Origin of the sequence: Streptomyces gamaensis, assembly GCF_042656465.1 — a bacterium.
Taxonomy (GTDB): domain Bacteria; phylum Actinomycetota; class Actinomycetes; order Streptomycetales; family Streptomycetaceae; genus Streptomyces; species Streptomyces gamaensis.
This window is the reverse complement of sequence record NZ_JBHSPB010000039.1, coordinates 1-12,567: the sequence shown is the minus strand read 5'-3', so window position 1 is coordinate 12,567 and position 12,567 is coordinate 1. Positions and strand designations below refer to the sequence as shown.

Here is a 12,567-nt window from a genome sequence, read left to right as displayed (position 1 = left end):
GACGCGTGGGGCTGGGAGTTCGGGTGCATGCGAGCAGGAACGTTTGCCCAGGTCGGCCCCTGCCGAGCGCAGATAGATGACCTCGTCCTTCACGTCCTGCCGGGCTATGCAGGGCTCCTTCCCGTGCGTGCGGCAGTGCCGAAGGGTCTCGGAGGGGTCGGGGAACAGGCGAGGCGGAGTCTGACACGCGTGCCCCGGACAGCCGGGAGGCCGGCCTGGCACAACTGTGGTTCTCTGGACGACCCCCGTCGCCATCCTGTACGGCGAGCTCACCGGCATCGCAGACCCATCGGCTGACCGAGACTTCAGGCCCATTTTTCTGTCTCCGAGGTGATCAGCGCAGCCAATCCAGCCCACCTGTACGGTCAACGGTGGGTCTTCGGACAGGAAGTGACACCTATCTCGCGGCACACCTGGTTCACCACGACAACGGATGCCACCTTGAGGGCACTGGCCAGCTGGCGCAGCAGTACCTGCGCCTGGGCGTCCGGGGCTTCGCGGGCTCTTGCCGTCGGCCACGCCGAGTCGGGTCGGCTGGTGCGGGAGCGGACGATCCGTTCGACCGCCAGTGTCGACAGGCCGCGCTCGGTCATTGCGCAGTCGTCCGGGGCAAATCACTCGGTGGGCCGCGCGAACGCCTCGGTGCCGATCCGGACCCGTCGGCCCGTTCCCTCGCTGTCGAGGCGGATGCGGTGCACGTACCAGCGGCGGATCAGCGTGTCCCGGTCGACCGGCACCGGCTCCCCCCCAGCACCGGCTCTATGCCGTCCTCGTCCCACAACAGCTCCACCGCCCGGTACAGGTGCACGCGCAGGCCACCGCGCGGGAAAAAGATGTCCATCGGTATAGAGCTCTGTGGTCAGCTGAGCACCGCATCCGCCGAGCATCAGAACGTGTCGTGCTCGTGCCGGTGCCGGAAGGCGTCCAGCTCGATCGCCTCCAGCGGCAGCATCAGAGGCTCCTCCGAATCCGCGCTGCCCAGGACCGCTGCCTGTATCTGCCGTCTGTCATCCCGCACAAATTTCCACCCCTTTGCCCCAACTCATCGTGCCAACCGGGGCATTGACATAACGGACGACCGCCGTGTTCACGCCGTCGTGCGCAACGAAGACGGCCGTGCGACGACGGCCTGTGCCCCGGCCGACCGGGCGTCCCGCTCGGCACGGGCCCGGCGCAGGGCAGCGGCCTCGATGGCTGCGGCATAGCGGCGACGCCGGACGTGGGCCTACTCGATCGGCATCGGCGCATCGTCTGCCGCCGTCTCCGGCGCGGGGAACGCGCGGCGCTAAAATGGTGGGGTGGTCACTCCTCTTGACGCGCTGGAAGAGCAGATGGCCTGTCTGCGGCCCGCAGTCCGGGCGGCTGCCGAGGGCGGTGACGCCCGCCTTGCCTATCGCCTGCTCGGGGTGCTGCAGGCTGCCGAGCGGGCGTGGTCGGATCTGCTGGCCCCCGCGCTCGGGGCCGCGTCTGCGCCGTTGCCCGCCCCTGCCGTCGCGCGGGTGCCGGTGCCGCTCCAGGTCCGGCAGTCGCTGGAGATTCTCGGTGCCCCGGCCGGGGTGAGGCTGGTCAGTGCTGTGCAGGCCGCCTTCTTCGGCCGGGCGCTCGACCCGGGCCGGCTCGCCTCGCTGCGCCGTGACCAGGAGCGCGCGTACGCGGCCAGAGCCGGCCGAGGCGGTCTGGGCCTGTTCGTGGTGCCTGCGCTGACCGGTGACCGGCTCACGCCGGCACGCGGCCTCCTGGCCCTGTCCGTGTGGCCGCTGGAGCGGCGGATCGTCACGGGCCACAGCCCGCGCGTCGACCTGTGCGTGCACGCCGCCGCCGTCGCCGCCCGCATCGAGCAGGACGGGGAGACCGCCTCCGCAGCCGCGCGGGACCTGCTGGCCCAGCTTGCCTGGTACCTGCCCGGCATCGCGGGTACTCCGGCCGCGGCGGATCCGGCCGCCGTGCGGGTCGTGGCCCGCCGTGAGGCCGCCTTGCTGCGGGAGCAGGACACGAAGGCACGTGCCGAGGCCGCCGCGCGTGCCCGGGAGCTGCCTTTGCGCGACCAGCTGTTCGGCCGACCCCGAACCTGACGCCTCGATCCGGTCAGCCGGAGCAGCAGGGCGCAGAAGCACACCGCGCGTCTCAGCGAAATCATTGGGCTACCGGGGGAGCCACGCAATGGCTCTCATTTCGGGTGCCCTGCCGGATCCCGAATCACCTGCCCAACACCACCACTTCCTGTGCTGGAACAGCAGCCCCGCCACAGCGTTTCCAGGCAGTGCGCAGCTGCTCCAGCCGCTGGTTCAGCAAGTACCCGGCAGCACGTTCACGGGCATCAGTAACGGCTTTCTCCGCGGCCGCGACAGCTACCGGCCCGTCCGGACACCACCGGTGCCGGCGGCGCCGCTTCTCGGCCGCGAACGCCCGCTGCGCCTCGGCCTCCGCTTCCGGCGAGCGGGCGAGGACAGCGAGCGCGGTACGACGGGCACCGGCTGCGCAGCGTTCGGCGGCCAACTGATCACGGAGCGCGAGTACCAAGTCCAGCTGCCCGGGCTCGTCATGGCCCTCCGCGCCGTCGAGCCGGTGGATCTGCAGGAACTCCTGGCGGGAGACCTCGATGTCCCGGGCCAGTGTGCGGCGGGTGTGCGCGGCCGCAGCCGCGACGGCGTCGGCATCACCGATGTCGGTGACGGCGGCAGCGGCGTACAGGACCGCCGTCTCTGCCAGGTCCCGGGCTTCACGCGTGCACCGGCACGTCTCGCACAGCCCGCCGGCACGGCCCGCACCGCAGTCCTCGCACGGCAGCGCCTGCCGTTCCTCATCGGCAGCCTCGCCGGCCGCACGCTCCTGCCCGGCGCGCGCTTGAGTCTCAGCACACGCGGCACGGCGGCGGACCTGCTCGGCCTCGGCCTGTCGACGGCGCCGCTCACACTCCTCCCCTTCGCGGGCTGAAGCCCTGTCAGCGATGGCCTCGGCGCACACCTCGCACGGTTTCCCCGTCGACCACATCACCCCGGTCTCGCAGTCCAGGTGCCCGCAGCCCCAGCGGGGCAGCGCCACACCCAGCAGCCACCGGCCCGGGTCCCGGATCTCCGACGGCATCGTGCCGGCCAGACGCACCGCCAGCCGGTGCCGCAGCCGTCCGGCCTCCATGCCCTCCCTCAGCTGCCGCCCCACCTCCCGGGCGATCTTCCGCTCGACGAACGCGTTGTCCACCCGGGCCAGCAGCCAGTGCACCGGCTCCAGCACGGCGTAGATCCGCGGACTCACCGTCAGCTGAGGGCCGGTGTAGGACGATCGCCGCGACCCGCCGCACCGGTCGCCGCGTTCTCTGCTGGGAGAGTGCTGGCTGCTGGCGCCCGCGCGCAGCGCGAGACCACCCCCGCCTGAACCGACCCGCACGTCCGAAACAGGCCCGGCGTCCCTACCCACCTCAGCCTCGCCTACGGCGGATGACCCAGGCGCGCGCTCGTCATCTGGTGAGTCAGTCCTAAGTGATTCCTCATATGCGAGGGATCCCTCGCCAGCTTGGGAACCCGATCCCTCACCAGCCTGGGAACTGACCGGTCCCCGCGAACCGTTGTCCACGGCCGCCGCCAGGCCCCCGCCGGCCACCGGGCAGACACCGGCCGGGCGGGCCTCGGGGGCGATGTCGTGCGCGACGTACCGATGACGCCCCCGCTCTCCCGCCCGCCGCTGCACCGACACCCAGCCCGCCGCCTCCACTTCATCCACCACGGCCGACGCCGCCGTCACCGACAACGCCTCCCCCGCCCGCTTCCCCGAACGGTGCCGCAGACCGGCCGCCAGCTCCGCCTCCGTCAGCGCAATCCTCCGCACCTGCGCATAAGCGATCAGCGCGTACACACGCAGCTGCCGGGGCGTCAGATCCTCGGCAGCCGCCACCGGCAGCCACACAAACCCCTCCCCACGCGCCACCGGCCGCACCGTCCGCAGCGCTGACTCCCCCTTCCCGCCCGCATACGCCCGCCGCCGCGAACGCAGCTCCACCACACCATCCGGCCCCGGCCGCAGCAACTGCGTCATCCCGCGCTCCACCGACGACACCGACATCCCCAGGTACGCGGCGATCGTCACTGTCTTCGCCTGGCAGCCCTCCGGCCGCGCCGCCAGCGCCGCGACCTTCACATACACCGACAACGCCACATCCGCGTAGAACGGCGAACACACCAACCGCAACGGCACCCTCACCCGCTGCCTGCGCACCACCGCGCCTTCAGCCGGGCCCGGCCGCTGACGCTGTCCCGGCACCCGGCACTCCACAGCGGCCACCGCCGCCACGGTGCTCACCGGCCCATCCGGCACGCTACGGGTCCGCACGGCCGCGAACTGCTGGGTGCCCCGGCCGCGGACAGCGAGGATCCCCGCCGCCGGACAGCAGCAGCCTGCGGCGGTGCCGGGAACCGCTGTGACATGACTGCGGTTCGCGGCACCAGACGGTGTCCGCCGGGCAGGTACAGACCGCTCCCAGGACACAGATGTGACCCACACGAAACGACAAGCAAGGCTAAACGGGCACGCCGGGGCTGACACCGCCCCTGCGAGTAGTGCACAATGACACCACCTTCTGGAACAACGGAGGCATAACAAAGCCCCCACTAGGTGCTTTGTGGTTCCGGGGAGAACCGAAAATCGAACTGTCCGAAGCCGAGTGGCATCGGGTCGGACAACCCCTCCGGGAGGCCCTGGCAGGCCAAGACCGGAGATTCGGACGAGGCGCTGAGCCGAGGTGACTGGCCTCACCTCACTCCGCCCCGGGCGGCTAGAAGTCCCGCAGATGCGGGCGCCGCCCGTTTCAGATCACGTCATCTCAACCTCCCTGAGGGGGACGTGTACCCGCGCCCGGACCGGCACGGAAGCATGCAAAAGGCACCCGCCAGCCGGAGCGACGACAAAGTCATCGCTGCAACAGCAGCAGGTGCCTTGGTGTGTGACCGCGCGAGGGCGCGGGTAACCTGGACCACGTCGAGACCCCCTTACGGTCGTCGGCCGCCATCCCCGGAGAGCCGCCTCACGGGGATCAAATTCGCCAAAAATCGCCGCCAGCCGCATCCCCGGCGCCCCCGTCAGGGTCTATGTCAGCGTCGGCCCCCGAGCCAGAAACAGCCCCAAATGGGACACATGGCTCCAGCAGATCTCCGGACAGCACTCGCACGGCATCGAACTCCTCCACTACGGGAACACGTTCACCGGCCGCCCCTACGACTGGGACACCATCACCGCAGACCTCGACGGCCTCATCGTCATCGGCAGACAGAAGCGCACCGGCAGCCGTGTCTACCTGTTCGGGCCCGTCGCACGCCTCGAACTCCGCTCCCTCATCGCGACCAAGCCGGTTCTGCTCTACGGCCACAGCCAAGGACTCATCCCCGTCATCTACTGCCGAAACCAGGTCCTCCCCCGCGAGACCGAGCCAAAGCTCAAGCTCATCGCCCCGAAGCGCTGGCAGCACGACTCCGGGACGCTCCAGGCAGCCCTCCACGCCCTCACCCCGGCCCCTCGCAGCGAATCCGAGAGTGACCTCCGCACCGGCGACAGCCACCTCACCCAACCGTTCTCCGCGCGATGACGACAGCAACTGCTCCGCACCCGGAGAGGACACACATGCTGCCAGTGCCGCCAACCGTGCACCTCCCGAACCAGCCTCGGCGCAAGAGTAGTTGAAACCCGCGCATCAGGGAGCCCCCCACTCGTCGGCTTTCCGCATAGCCGCTTTGGATATCCCCTCGTATCGTGGAGTCGTGACCATAGGGGTAGTTGAGGGTCATGGCGGAGGAGCGACGGAAGTGCGATGCCGAGTTCCGTGAGGGGGTCCCAGTAGTTCTCGCGGAAAAGACAGCGCTAGGCCGTGCTGCAGCCTGTGATCTGGGCTGATCCCCGGGAAACGGCGCGGTGACCATGAGCGGGTCGGTAGCGTCGCGGCCATGCTGAGTGCCGACGAGCCGCCGCTGAACGACGTGAGTGACGAGCAGATCCAGAAGTTTCTGGGCGAGATGGCTCCGAAGGTGAAGGAGTTGATGGAGGGGGTTACCCTCGCGATCGACTACTACAAGGAGGGCGGCTACGACCGCGAGGCATGGAATCGGCTCTGTGACGGGCTTGCGCACGAGGCGATGAACCTGATGATGGCGCTGTCCTCTCCGGCGTACCCGTATCTGGCACGGGACTGCGAGCGGGCCGTACGGGAAGCTGCGGGTATCACGCCGCGCGAGGGCGGGATGCGTGAGGCCCTCCAGCAGCAGGTCGGCAAGGGGCTGCTGATGTCCGTTCTCACCGTCGGTCGGCAGACCATGGTCGAGCCCGAGGAGTGGCCGGACGAGCTGCCGGCCACGGTGCTCAGCGCGGTACGCAACTCGAAGCGGATCAAGGCAGATCCGACGATGGCGAACCTCCGCGAGCAGAGCCCCGCGCGTGAGCGCCGCAGAACATCGGAACTCCCGTACTGCTGCGTCCAGTTCGGGAGCTCTCTACTGTCCACGCCCGATGGCCGGGTACGGGTAGTGCCCGTCTGTGCTGATGCGAGTGGTGTGGGAGGGGGCCGATGGCTACGCGGGTGTTCTCGGACGAGGAGCTGGAGGGCTTACGATCCTCCCCGGCGATCGGGCGGGACGAGCTGATCTGCTATTTCACCCTCACCCCGGCCGACGGGGCGTTCCTGCGGAAGTTCCGTCGGCCGGTGAACGTGCTCGGCGCCGCCGTGCAGCTGTCCGCCCTGCCCTGGCTGGGCTGTGTCCCCGATGACGTCCCGGCTGCGCCGCCCGCGGTGGTCGGCCGGCTGGCCCGCCAGCTGGGGCTCGCCGCCGGTGATCTGGAGGGCTACGGAGAGCGCGAGCAGAGCCGCACCGACCACCTGAAGGAGAACGCCGACTATCTCGGGTGGAAGCAGCCGAAGGCCATCGAGCACAAGGAGCCGGCCGACTTCCTGCTGGCCCGCGCCATGGAGCACGACTCCCCGAGCCTGCTGTTCCGCCTGGGCTACGAGTACCTGCGCTCGGCGAAGGTGATCCGGCCCGGCGTGGTCGTGCTGCTGGAGAAGGTCGCCAGCGCCCGCACCGCTGCCGAGCAGGAGACCCACGCCCGGTGACCGACCTGCTGACCGGTGAGCGCGCCTGCGGCCTGGACAACCTGTCGGTCGTCGATCCGGCGCTACGGTCCACGCGGCTGCACTGGCTGAGGACCGGGCCGGTGCAGGCGTCGCCCAACAGCGTGGGCGGCGAGGTGGACAAGCTGGTGTTCCTGCGCGGCCTGGAGGCACACAGCCTCGACCTGTCCGCGCTGCGCGCCGAGCGCCGCCGCCACCTCGCCCAGATCGGCCGCTGGCTCACCGCGCAGGCCCTTCAGCGGCGGGAGGCGAACTGGCGTCACCCGATCCTGCTCACGCTGCTGGCGCAGTCCACCGTCGATGTCCTGGACTCCGTCGCGCAGCTCTTTGACCAGACGCTGTCCGGCTCGGAGTCAAGGGCGCAGATCAAGCTGCGCGACGCGCTCGCCGAGCGGGCCAGCTGGATGAGATCCTCGGCAACGCCACCGACCTGCCGATCACCGAGCACGCCGCCGACACGCACGGGGTGACCCTGGCCAACCTCGACCTGGTCGGCAAGCAGCTCTCGTCCCGTATCCGCGACCTGGGCAAGATCACCCTGTACCGGATGGGCGCAAAGGCCGACAACGAGGAGAAGTTCCCCACGGCGGGGCCGCTATTGACGAAGAAGGCCAACCTCGACCTGGTCGCCGCGCACTGGGACGAGCTGCTGCACCTGGCCGGGTCGCTCAAGTACGGGCACGCCACCGCATCCCTGATTGTCGGCAAGCTCTCCGCGTCCTCCCGGCAGAACGCCCTGGCAGCGGCGTTGAAGGAGTACGGCGCTATTCGCAGGACGATCCACGCGGCGAAGTACTTGTCCGATCCGGCCTATCGCCTCAAGATCGCCCGGCAGCTGAACAACGGCGAGTCGCTGCACTCCCTGCGCCGTCAGCCCGAGCAGCAGAACGAGCAGGCATGGCGCCTGACCTTGGTGACGAACGGGGCATGCCGGAGGCATCGGATGAGGCTGCCCGGGTGCCCGCTCGACGGTCCACCTCGAACGTTTCGCGACCGTTTCCAACCCTAGTCGTTTCGGGCAGGGGCAGGCCGGTCAACGTGCTGGCGGGACGCCGGGTGTTGTGGTTTGAGCGGTCCGAGCGGGAGCCTGACGGGATCTTTCGTGTCGGCTATCGGTTGCTCGGTGATGTGGACGCTCCGAAAGTAGCAGCGGCGCGGGTCGCGGTGCTGCTCCGACGTTGGGAGGCGAGAGAGGATGACAATGCCAGTGTGTCCGAGGGTGCCCGTCGCTGAGCTGCTGGCGAGGCACACGGAGCGGGCGAAGTTACAGGCCACGTTCCCGGGTTGGCTGGTGTGGGTCGATGTCCATGGCGCGTGGTCAGCGACACGCCGCCCGGCTGCGGAGGAGCGGATGGACGCCGAGAGTCCGACGGCGCTGCGTGCGGCACTTGAGCGGGCGCAGGACGGTAGACGTGCGCAGTGCGGCGGGCCGGGGGCCGTGCCGCCGCAGGTTCGCCCGCTCCAGGCGCGGCAGCCGCAGGCGGGGCGATCCCCGGCGAGCGTTGGCGGCGTTGATCGGGGCGCTCACCCGGGGAGTGTGGTTACTGATGATCTCGGCGTGGTGTCGCTTTGGGGACGGATGAGCCCCCAGTTCAGAGGTCATTCCGAGGCGCGACATCACGCCCGGAATCTCAGTAGTGGGGTGCCGGATGTGACGTTGGCCAGAGGCGGTTCCGCATGGAGTGGCGTGAGCGTTGGCATGAGCAACAATCTGCCCAAGCGTGGCGAACGGGTCTGGGACCCGGCGACACAGCGCGTGGGCGTCGTTCAGTGGGTCGGGTCGTTGTGGGGGCCGAACGATGGTCGGCGGGCTACCCGCCCGGATGATCAGGTGATCCTGCGCCCCCCGCGCGGTGGGATCGAGTGGGTGGCCAGGGCCGGGACGATGAAGCCGTACGAGGAGGCCGGGCAGGAGGCAGGGGAGCGCGTCTGAGGGCTGCGGCTCCCTTCAGTGAGGTTGCGGAGCGCCGTCCGACCGCCGGGTTCTGCCCGGGGGCCGGACGGCTTGCTCTGTGTGCCCGCCCGGAGGCGGTCAGGTTGATGGGGGCTGGCGTGCGTGCCTGCGGATCGGGCCGCGAAGGCGGCGCGGCCGAGGCAACGCCGACCCTGGTGTGGGGTCCGCCTGCCGCCACCGTCCACTCCCGCACGGCGAAGGTCTCTTCGAGACGCTCGCGGATGCCCCGAACGCGGCCCGGCAGTACGCGCGGGCCGCATCATCGAGGCCCGGGGCGACGTACGCGAGGGTCATCGCCCTCGACCTGGTCGCCGAAGCCGGACAGCAGGCCAAGCAGGGCAGCATCGAGCAGGCGTGCATCACCTGGAGGCGGACCATCGGCACTATGGCCGGGGTGAAGTCCACCCCCACCCTGAAGGCGGTCCGGTCCCTGCGCTCCGGCCTGCGCCCGTACCAGGCCCGCGGCGTGCGGTGCGCCGCCGAGCTCGACGAGCGCGCCCGTCTCTTCCTGGCCTGCCACCCGAACTGAGAACCGCACGACGACGGCTGTAGCGTCAGCCGGACTGATCTCCAGGGCGGGGGGACAAATCCGTGACGGGCTCGCCCTGGTCCGCCTCCAGCGGAGCTGGGTCCTCTTCCTCGTACGTACCGAAGGGGCCCGGCTCTCCGGGGCGCACCCCGAGCAGCGGGCCACCGCCCTTGGTCCGGTGAAAGCTGGGGATCACGCCTCACCGGTCCCGTTCGTCGGCATCGTCGTCCCAGTCGGCTTCCCGGTCCTCGTCGCAGACCACATCCCGGTCACCGGTGTCCTACCTTTCAAGTGTGGTTGCTCGGAGGGCCCATGGGCTCTGGGCATGGCTGTCACTGGCGAGACCGCTCGATGGCTTAAGGAACTTGGCCACCCGGAGCCCCGCGACGACTCGACCGCCAATTGGGAGATGCGACTTTCGATCGCTGCGTAGGACAACGTCGGCGAGGTCGTCTGCGGGATCGATGAACGACGAGCTGGCGGAGGGGAACGTGCCCGAGATCTGGGCCGGAGTGGACATCGGCAAGGGGCACCACTGGGCGGTCGCCGTCGATGCCGACGGCGAGACGCTGTTCTCGACGAAGGTGATCAACGACATGACGGTGGCGGGGGAGGGGGCGGGCCGTGCTTCTTGCCGGTGCGGATCACCAGTCGGGAGGCGATCTCGCGCAGCGAGAGGTGTTCGGTGTCGAGCAGGCGTACGGCGGTGGCGAGCATGTTGTCGTCGGAGACCGGCACGCCGCCGATGTCCTTGCCCTTGGCGCGGGCGGTCTCCTGGCCTTGGAGGGTCTTGTCGTGGATGTAGTCGGGTTCGGACTCGGCCATGGCGGCGAAGAACGCGAACAGGGCGGCGCGGTGCCCGGCCGGGTCTTGCTTGCCGGCCAGGGGCCGGTGAGGAATTCCAGCTCGATCTCGGCGTCGCGCAGTTCCTCGGCGACCACCTATGAAACAGGCTTGGTACGGACGCCGTCCGGGGACGAGTCCTCGGATTTGTCACCGAACGAGTGGTTGCCGGACTGCAGAGGCCGGAAGATCCTCAACCGCTCACACTGGGGCGGTCTACTTTTCCCCGGAATGGTCTGAAAGGAGTCCTATGGGTAATCCTGCGCCGAAGCAAGCAAGGGAACTCAAAGCGTCCGACGTCGTGAAGGACCCACACACCGGAAACTTGTACGTCGTTCTGACGTCGGCGCAGAGCGGTAACGAGAACAAGGTCCGGTACACGCGTCAGGCCATCTCGTCGGTTCTCAAGCAACCCCCGGAGAATGCCAACGAGTTCGCAGGCTGGGTTTACCACCCTGTGGAGCTGGACAGCAAGAAGGCGGTCCTGATGAGGTCGGACGACACCACCGCCGCCTTCGCGGTCGGTGACATTGCCACTGGTGACCTCCATCTGCAGGAGCTTCCTGTTGGCAGGGTCTTCGGGGGACTGAAGCTCAAGGGCGAGTACAACCTCAACTACTGCTACGACGTGCTCGCCACGGCGACATTGGCCTGAGCAGCCCGGCGCCGCGCCACAGCCCCTCGGCCCGGGCGCGGTGACCCGGCGCCCGGCCGGGACTACGGTCCGGGGGCCTCCGCTGTTGCTGTTCTTCCGTGCTGGAGCGGTCAGCGGCCTGTGGGGAGCCCGGTGGTCGACGCTGTCGTGGTCTGTGGAGGGACGCGCTGGGGCGGCGAGAGGCCGATGAGTGCCCACACGGTCGGTCCCTCGGTGCTGGTGTGGGCTCCGCACTCGGCCACGACCTGGTGCGCGGCGACTTGGCGGACCGTGCTGTGGCCGGCGGGGGCCTGTCCGGGGTGATGGGTGCGTACGGCGATGAGGACCTGGCTGTCCTTCGGGGCCATGTGCACGCTGATACGGCCCTGGCCACCGGTGACGGCCTCGGTGACGAGCAGGATGACGACCTCGCCCACTGCGCTCTCGTCGGCCGTGAATCCCCAGTCCCGCAGCTGTGCCAGGATCCGCGTGGTGGCCTTGTTCGGTGTCCACCGTGCCGATTCCATGGGCCAGTTGACGCCGCGGCGGTTGGCCATCGTTATCCGGCTTCGGTAGACCGCCGGGGGCGGGACGGCGGCCGGGTCCCGTTCGGGCGGCCGCGGCGAGGTCGGTGACTTCGGCGGCGGTGGGGTCCTGGGCGGATAGGTGGGCGGGACCTTCGGGCCGGCGGCTTCGGTGCGGGCGGCGGGCTGCCGTGCTTGCTCGGGTACCGGTTCCTCTCCATGGACTGTTGAGCGTCGGCTCAGCACCGTACCGCCGCCGCTGAGAGGGCGGCCAGGGTTGGGGGAAGTCCCGATGGTCCTTCCGGCCGCTGGGCCGCAGCGGCAGGAGAGCCCATAGCTCCGGAACGTCGGTCCGGGTCTCCCTTCGTTTCAGCGCTGTCGCCCAGGGGCCGGACCCCGCTGACGCGGTGGTGAAGGCGTTGTCGTCGACACGGCGCAGCTCACGGTTCTCCTCCGGGCGCAGGACGCACATGGCCAGGCGCATTGCCTCGCGGAGGTTGGTGATCGGGAGTAGTCCGCCGGGTTCGTGGAGGCGGGCCGAGGTGCCGGGGACGGTGTGGAACATCTGGCGGACGGTGTCGCTGTCGCGGGTACGAGGTGTCGACGTCCTGTGCGGTCAGCATGTCGTGCTCTTCGAAGCCGTCGCTGGCCGGCGTGAAGCTGTTTGAGCTTGGTCCAGCGCTGCGCGTGGGCAGGTGTGTCCGGGCGGAGCATGTCGAGGCTCACGGGCGCTTTCCCGTTCTTGCGTGGCTGGTGTGGTGTGCGGCCGGATGCCGGGCACTGCGCAGGGTGCGGTTGTGTTCGTCTGGGCTGAGGCCCTCGCTGTCACGGGGCGGCGCCGGTCCTGGGCCGAGGGGCTCCGCCGCTGTCTGCGCAACGCGGGCATGTCCGCGTGGCAGCTCGCCGATCTCCTCGGCGTCCACGAGCACGACGTCACCATGGACGCTCTGCCCAACCAGCCCCTGAACGTCGTCCTCG

General features: G+C 69.6%; 15 protein-coding genes and 1 pseudogene. 10 read left to right on the top strand and 6 right to left on the bottom strand.

Annotated elements, in window-relative coordinates; all coding sequences use genetic code 11:
* Nucleotides 1-365 precede the first annotated feature (365 nt).
* The 3 genes from ACFP1Z_RS32740 to ACFP1Z_RS32730 all read right to left on the bottom strand — a co-directional run bounded on the left by ACFP1Z_RS32740 (nt 366) and on the right by ACFP1Z_RS32730 (nt 1,018).
* Nucleotides 366-593 (bottom strand): hypothetical protein, encoded by a 228-nt coding sequence (locus ACFP1Z_RS32740; protein WP_390321562.1) that lies wholly within the window; start codon nt 591-593, stop codon nt 366-368.
* Between the two features lie 21 nt (nt 594-614).
* On the bottom strand, nt 615-737 hold the full coding sequence (locus ACFP1Z_RS32735; RefSeq protein ID WP_390321560.1) for a hypothetical protein: 123 nt from the start codon (nt 735-737) through the stop codon (nt 615-617).
* Between the two features lie 149 nt (nt 738-886).
* Nucleotides 887-1,018 (bottom strand): hypothetical protein, encoded by a 132-nt coding sequence (locus tag ACFP1Z_RS32730; RefSeq protein WP_390321558.1) that lies wholly within the window; start codon nt 1,016-1,018, stop codon nt 887-889.
* A 280-nt stretch (nt 1,019-1,298) separates the two neighbouring features.
* On the opposite strand from ACFP1Z_RS32730, the gene ACFP1Z_RS32725 reads away from it, so the two are divergent.
* Nucleotides 1,299-2,072: a hypothetical protein gene (locus tag ACFP1Z_RS32725; protein ID WP_390321556.1), complete on the top strand. Its 774-nt coding sequence runs from the start codon at nt 1,299-1,301 to the stop codon at nt 2,070-2,072.
* 124 nt (nt 2,073-2,196) lie between these two features.
* Here ACFP1Z_RS32725 and ACFP1Z_RS32720 read toward each other — a convergent pair whose 3' ends face one another.
* Nucleotides 2,197-4,284 carry a hypothetical protein gene (locus ACFP1Z_RS32720; protein WP_390321554.1) on the bottom strand — a complete coding sequence of 696 codons (2,088 nt, stop codon included), beginning with the start codon at nt 4,282-4,284 and terminating at the stop codon, nt 2,197-2,199.
* A gap of 1,643 nt (nt 4,285-5,927) precedes the next feature.
* Here ACFP1Z_RS32720 and ACFP1Z_RS32715 point away from each other — a divergent pair.
* The 7 genes and pseudogenes from ACFP1Z_RS32715 to ACFP1Z_RS32685 form a co-directional block, all read left to right on the top strand.
* Nucleotides 5,928-6,620, top strand: a complete 693-nt coding sequence (locus tag ACFP1Z_RS32715) for a hypothetical protein (protein WP_390321551.1) — start codon at nt 5,928-5,930, stop codon at nt 6,618-6,620.
* Nucleotides 6,545-7,087 carry a DUF4158 domain-containing protein gene (locus ACFP1Z_RS32710; protein WP_390321549.1) on the top strand — a complete coding sequence of 181 codons (543 nt, stop codon included), beginning with the start codon at nt 6,545-6,547 and terminating at the stop codon, nt 7,085-7,087. The genes ACFP1Z_RS32715 and ACFP1Z_RS32710 overlap by 76 nt, the downstream gene beginning before the upstream one ends.
* Nucleotides 7,084-7,575, top strand: a complete 492-nt coding sequence (locus ACFP1Z_RS32705) for a hypothetical protein (RefSeq protein WP_390321547.1) — start codon at nt 7,084-7,086, stop codon at nt 7,573-7,575. The genes ACFP1Z_RS32710 and ACFP1Z_RS32705 overlap by 4 nt, the downstream gene beginning before the upstream one ends.
* The gene (locus ACFP1Z_RS32700; RefSeq protein WP_390321585.1) at nt 7,506-8,114 is read left to right on the top strand and encodes a Tn3 family transposase; all 609 of its coding nucleotides are present in this window, start codon (nt 7,506-7,508) and stop codon (nt 8,112-8,114) included. The genes ACFP1Z_RS32705 and ACFP1Z_RS32700 overlap by 70 nt, the downstream gene beginning before the upstream one ends.
* A 678-nt stretch (nt 8,115-8,792) precedes the next feature.
* Entirely contained in the window at nt 8,793-9,038 is a 246-nt protein-coding gene (locus tag ACFP1Z_RS32695) for a hypothetical protein (RefSeq protein WP_390321545.1), read from the top strand.
* Between the two features lie 178 nt (nt 9,039-9,216).
* Nucleotides 9,217-9,588 (top strand): hypothetical protein, encoded by a 372-nt coding sequence (locus ACFP1Z_RS32690; protein WP_390321543.1) that lies wholly within the window; start codon nt 9,217-9,219, stop codon nt 9,586-9,588.
* A 464-nt stretch (nt 9,589-10,052) separates the two neighbouring features.
* Nucleotides 10,053-10,184, top strand: a pseudogene (locus ACFP1Z_RS32685) (IS110 family transposase); the annotation flags it as partial.
* Here ACFP1Z_RS32685 and ACFP1Z_RS32680 read toward each other — a convergent pair.
* Nucleotides 10,177-10,413 (bottom strand): hypothetical protein, encoded by a 237-nt coding sequence (locus ACFP1Z_RS32680; RefSeq protein ID WP_390321591.1) that lies wholly within the window; start codon nt 10,411-10,413, stop codon nt 10,177-10,179. The pseudogene ACFP1Z_RS32685 and the gene ACFP1Z_RS32680 overlap by 8 nt on opposite strands.
* 268 nt (nt 10,414-10,681) lie before the next feature.
* Between ACFP1Z_RS32680 and ACFP1Z_RS32675 the strand changes: the two genes are divergently transcribed.
* The gene (locus tag ACFP1Z_RS32675) at nt 10,682-11,086 is read left to right on the top strand and encodes a hypothetical protein (RefSeq protein WP_390321541.1); all 405 of its coding nucleotides are present in this window, start codon (nt 10,682-10,684) and stop codon (nt 11,084-11,086) included.
* A gap of 110 nt (nt 11,087-11,196) precedes the next feature.
* Here ACFP1Z_RS32675 and ACFP1Z_RS32670 read toward each other — a convergent pair whose 3' ends face one another.
* Entirely contained in the window at nt 11,197-11,592 is a 396-nt protein-coding gene (locus ACFP1Z_RS32670; RefSeq protein WP_390321539.1) for a hypothetical protein, read from the bottom strand.
* Between the two features lie 794 nt (nt 11,593-12,386).
* Here ACFP1Z_RS32670 and ACFP1Z_RS32665 point away from each other — a divergent pair.
* A partial coding sequence (locus ACFP1Z_RS32665; protein WP_390321536.1) for a hypothetical protein occupies nt 12,387-12,567 on the top strand: 181 nt, incomplete at its 3' end.

Excerpts from the sequence above, each read along its gene's own strand:
- ACFP1Z_RS32715 (WP_390321551.1), top strand. The coding sequence starts at position 5,928 with ATGCTGAGTGCCGACGAGCCGCCGCTGAACGACGTGAGTGACGAGCAG.
- ACFP1Z_RS32710 (WP_390321549.1), top strand. The coding sequence starts at position 6,545 with ATGGCTACGCGGGTGTTCTCGGACGAGGAGCTGGAGGGCTTACGATCC.
- ACFP1Z_RS32675 (WP_390321541.1), top strand. The coding sequence starts at position 10,682 with ATGGGTAATCCTGCGCCGAAGCAAGCAAGGGAACTCAAAGCGTCCGAC.
- ACFP1Z_RS32680 (WP_390321591.1), bottom strand. The coding sequence starts at position 10,413 with ATGGCCGAGTCCGAACCCGACTACATCCACGACAAGACCCTCCAAGGC.
- ACFP1Z_RS32740 (WP_390321562.1), bottom strand. The coding sequence starts at position 593 with ATGACCGAGCGCGGCCTGTCGACACTGGCGGTCGAACGGATCGTCCGC.
- ACFP1Z_RS32670 (WP_390321539.1), bottom strand. The coding sequence starts at position 11,592 with ATGGAATCGGCACGGTGGACACCGAACAAGGCCACCACGCGGATCCTG.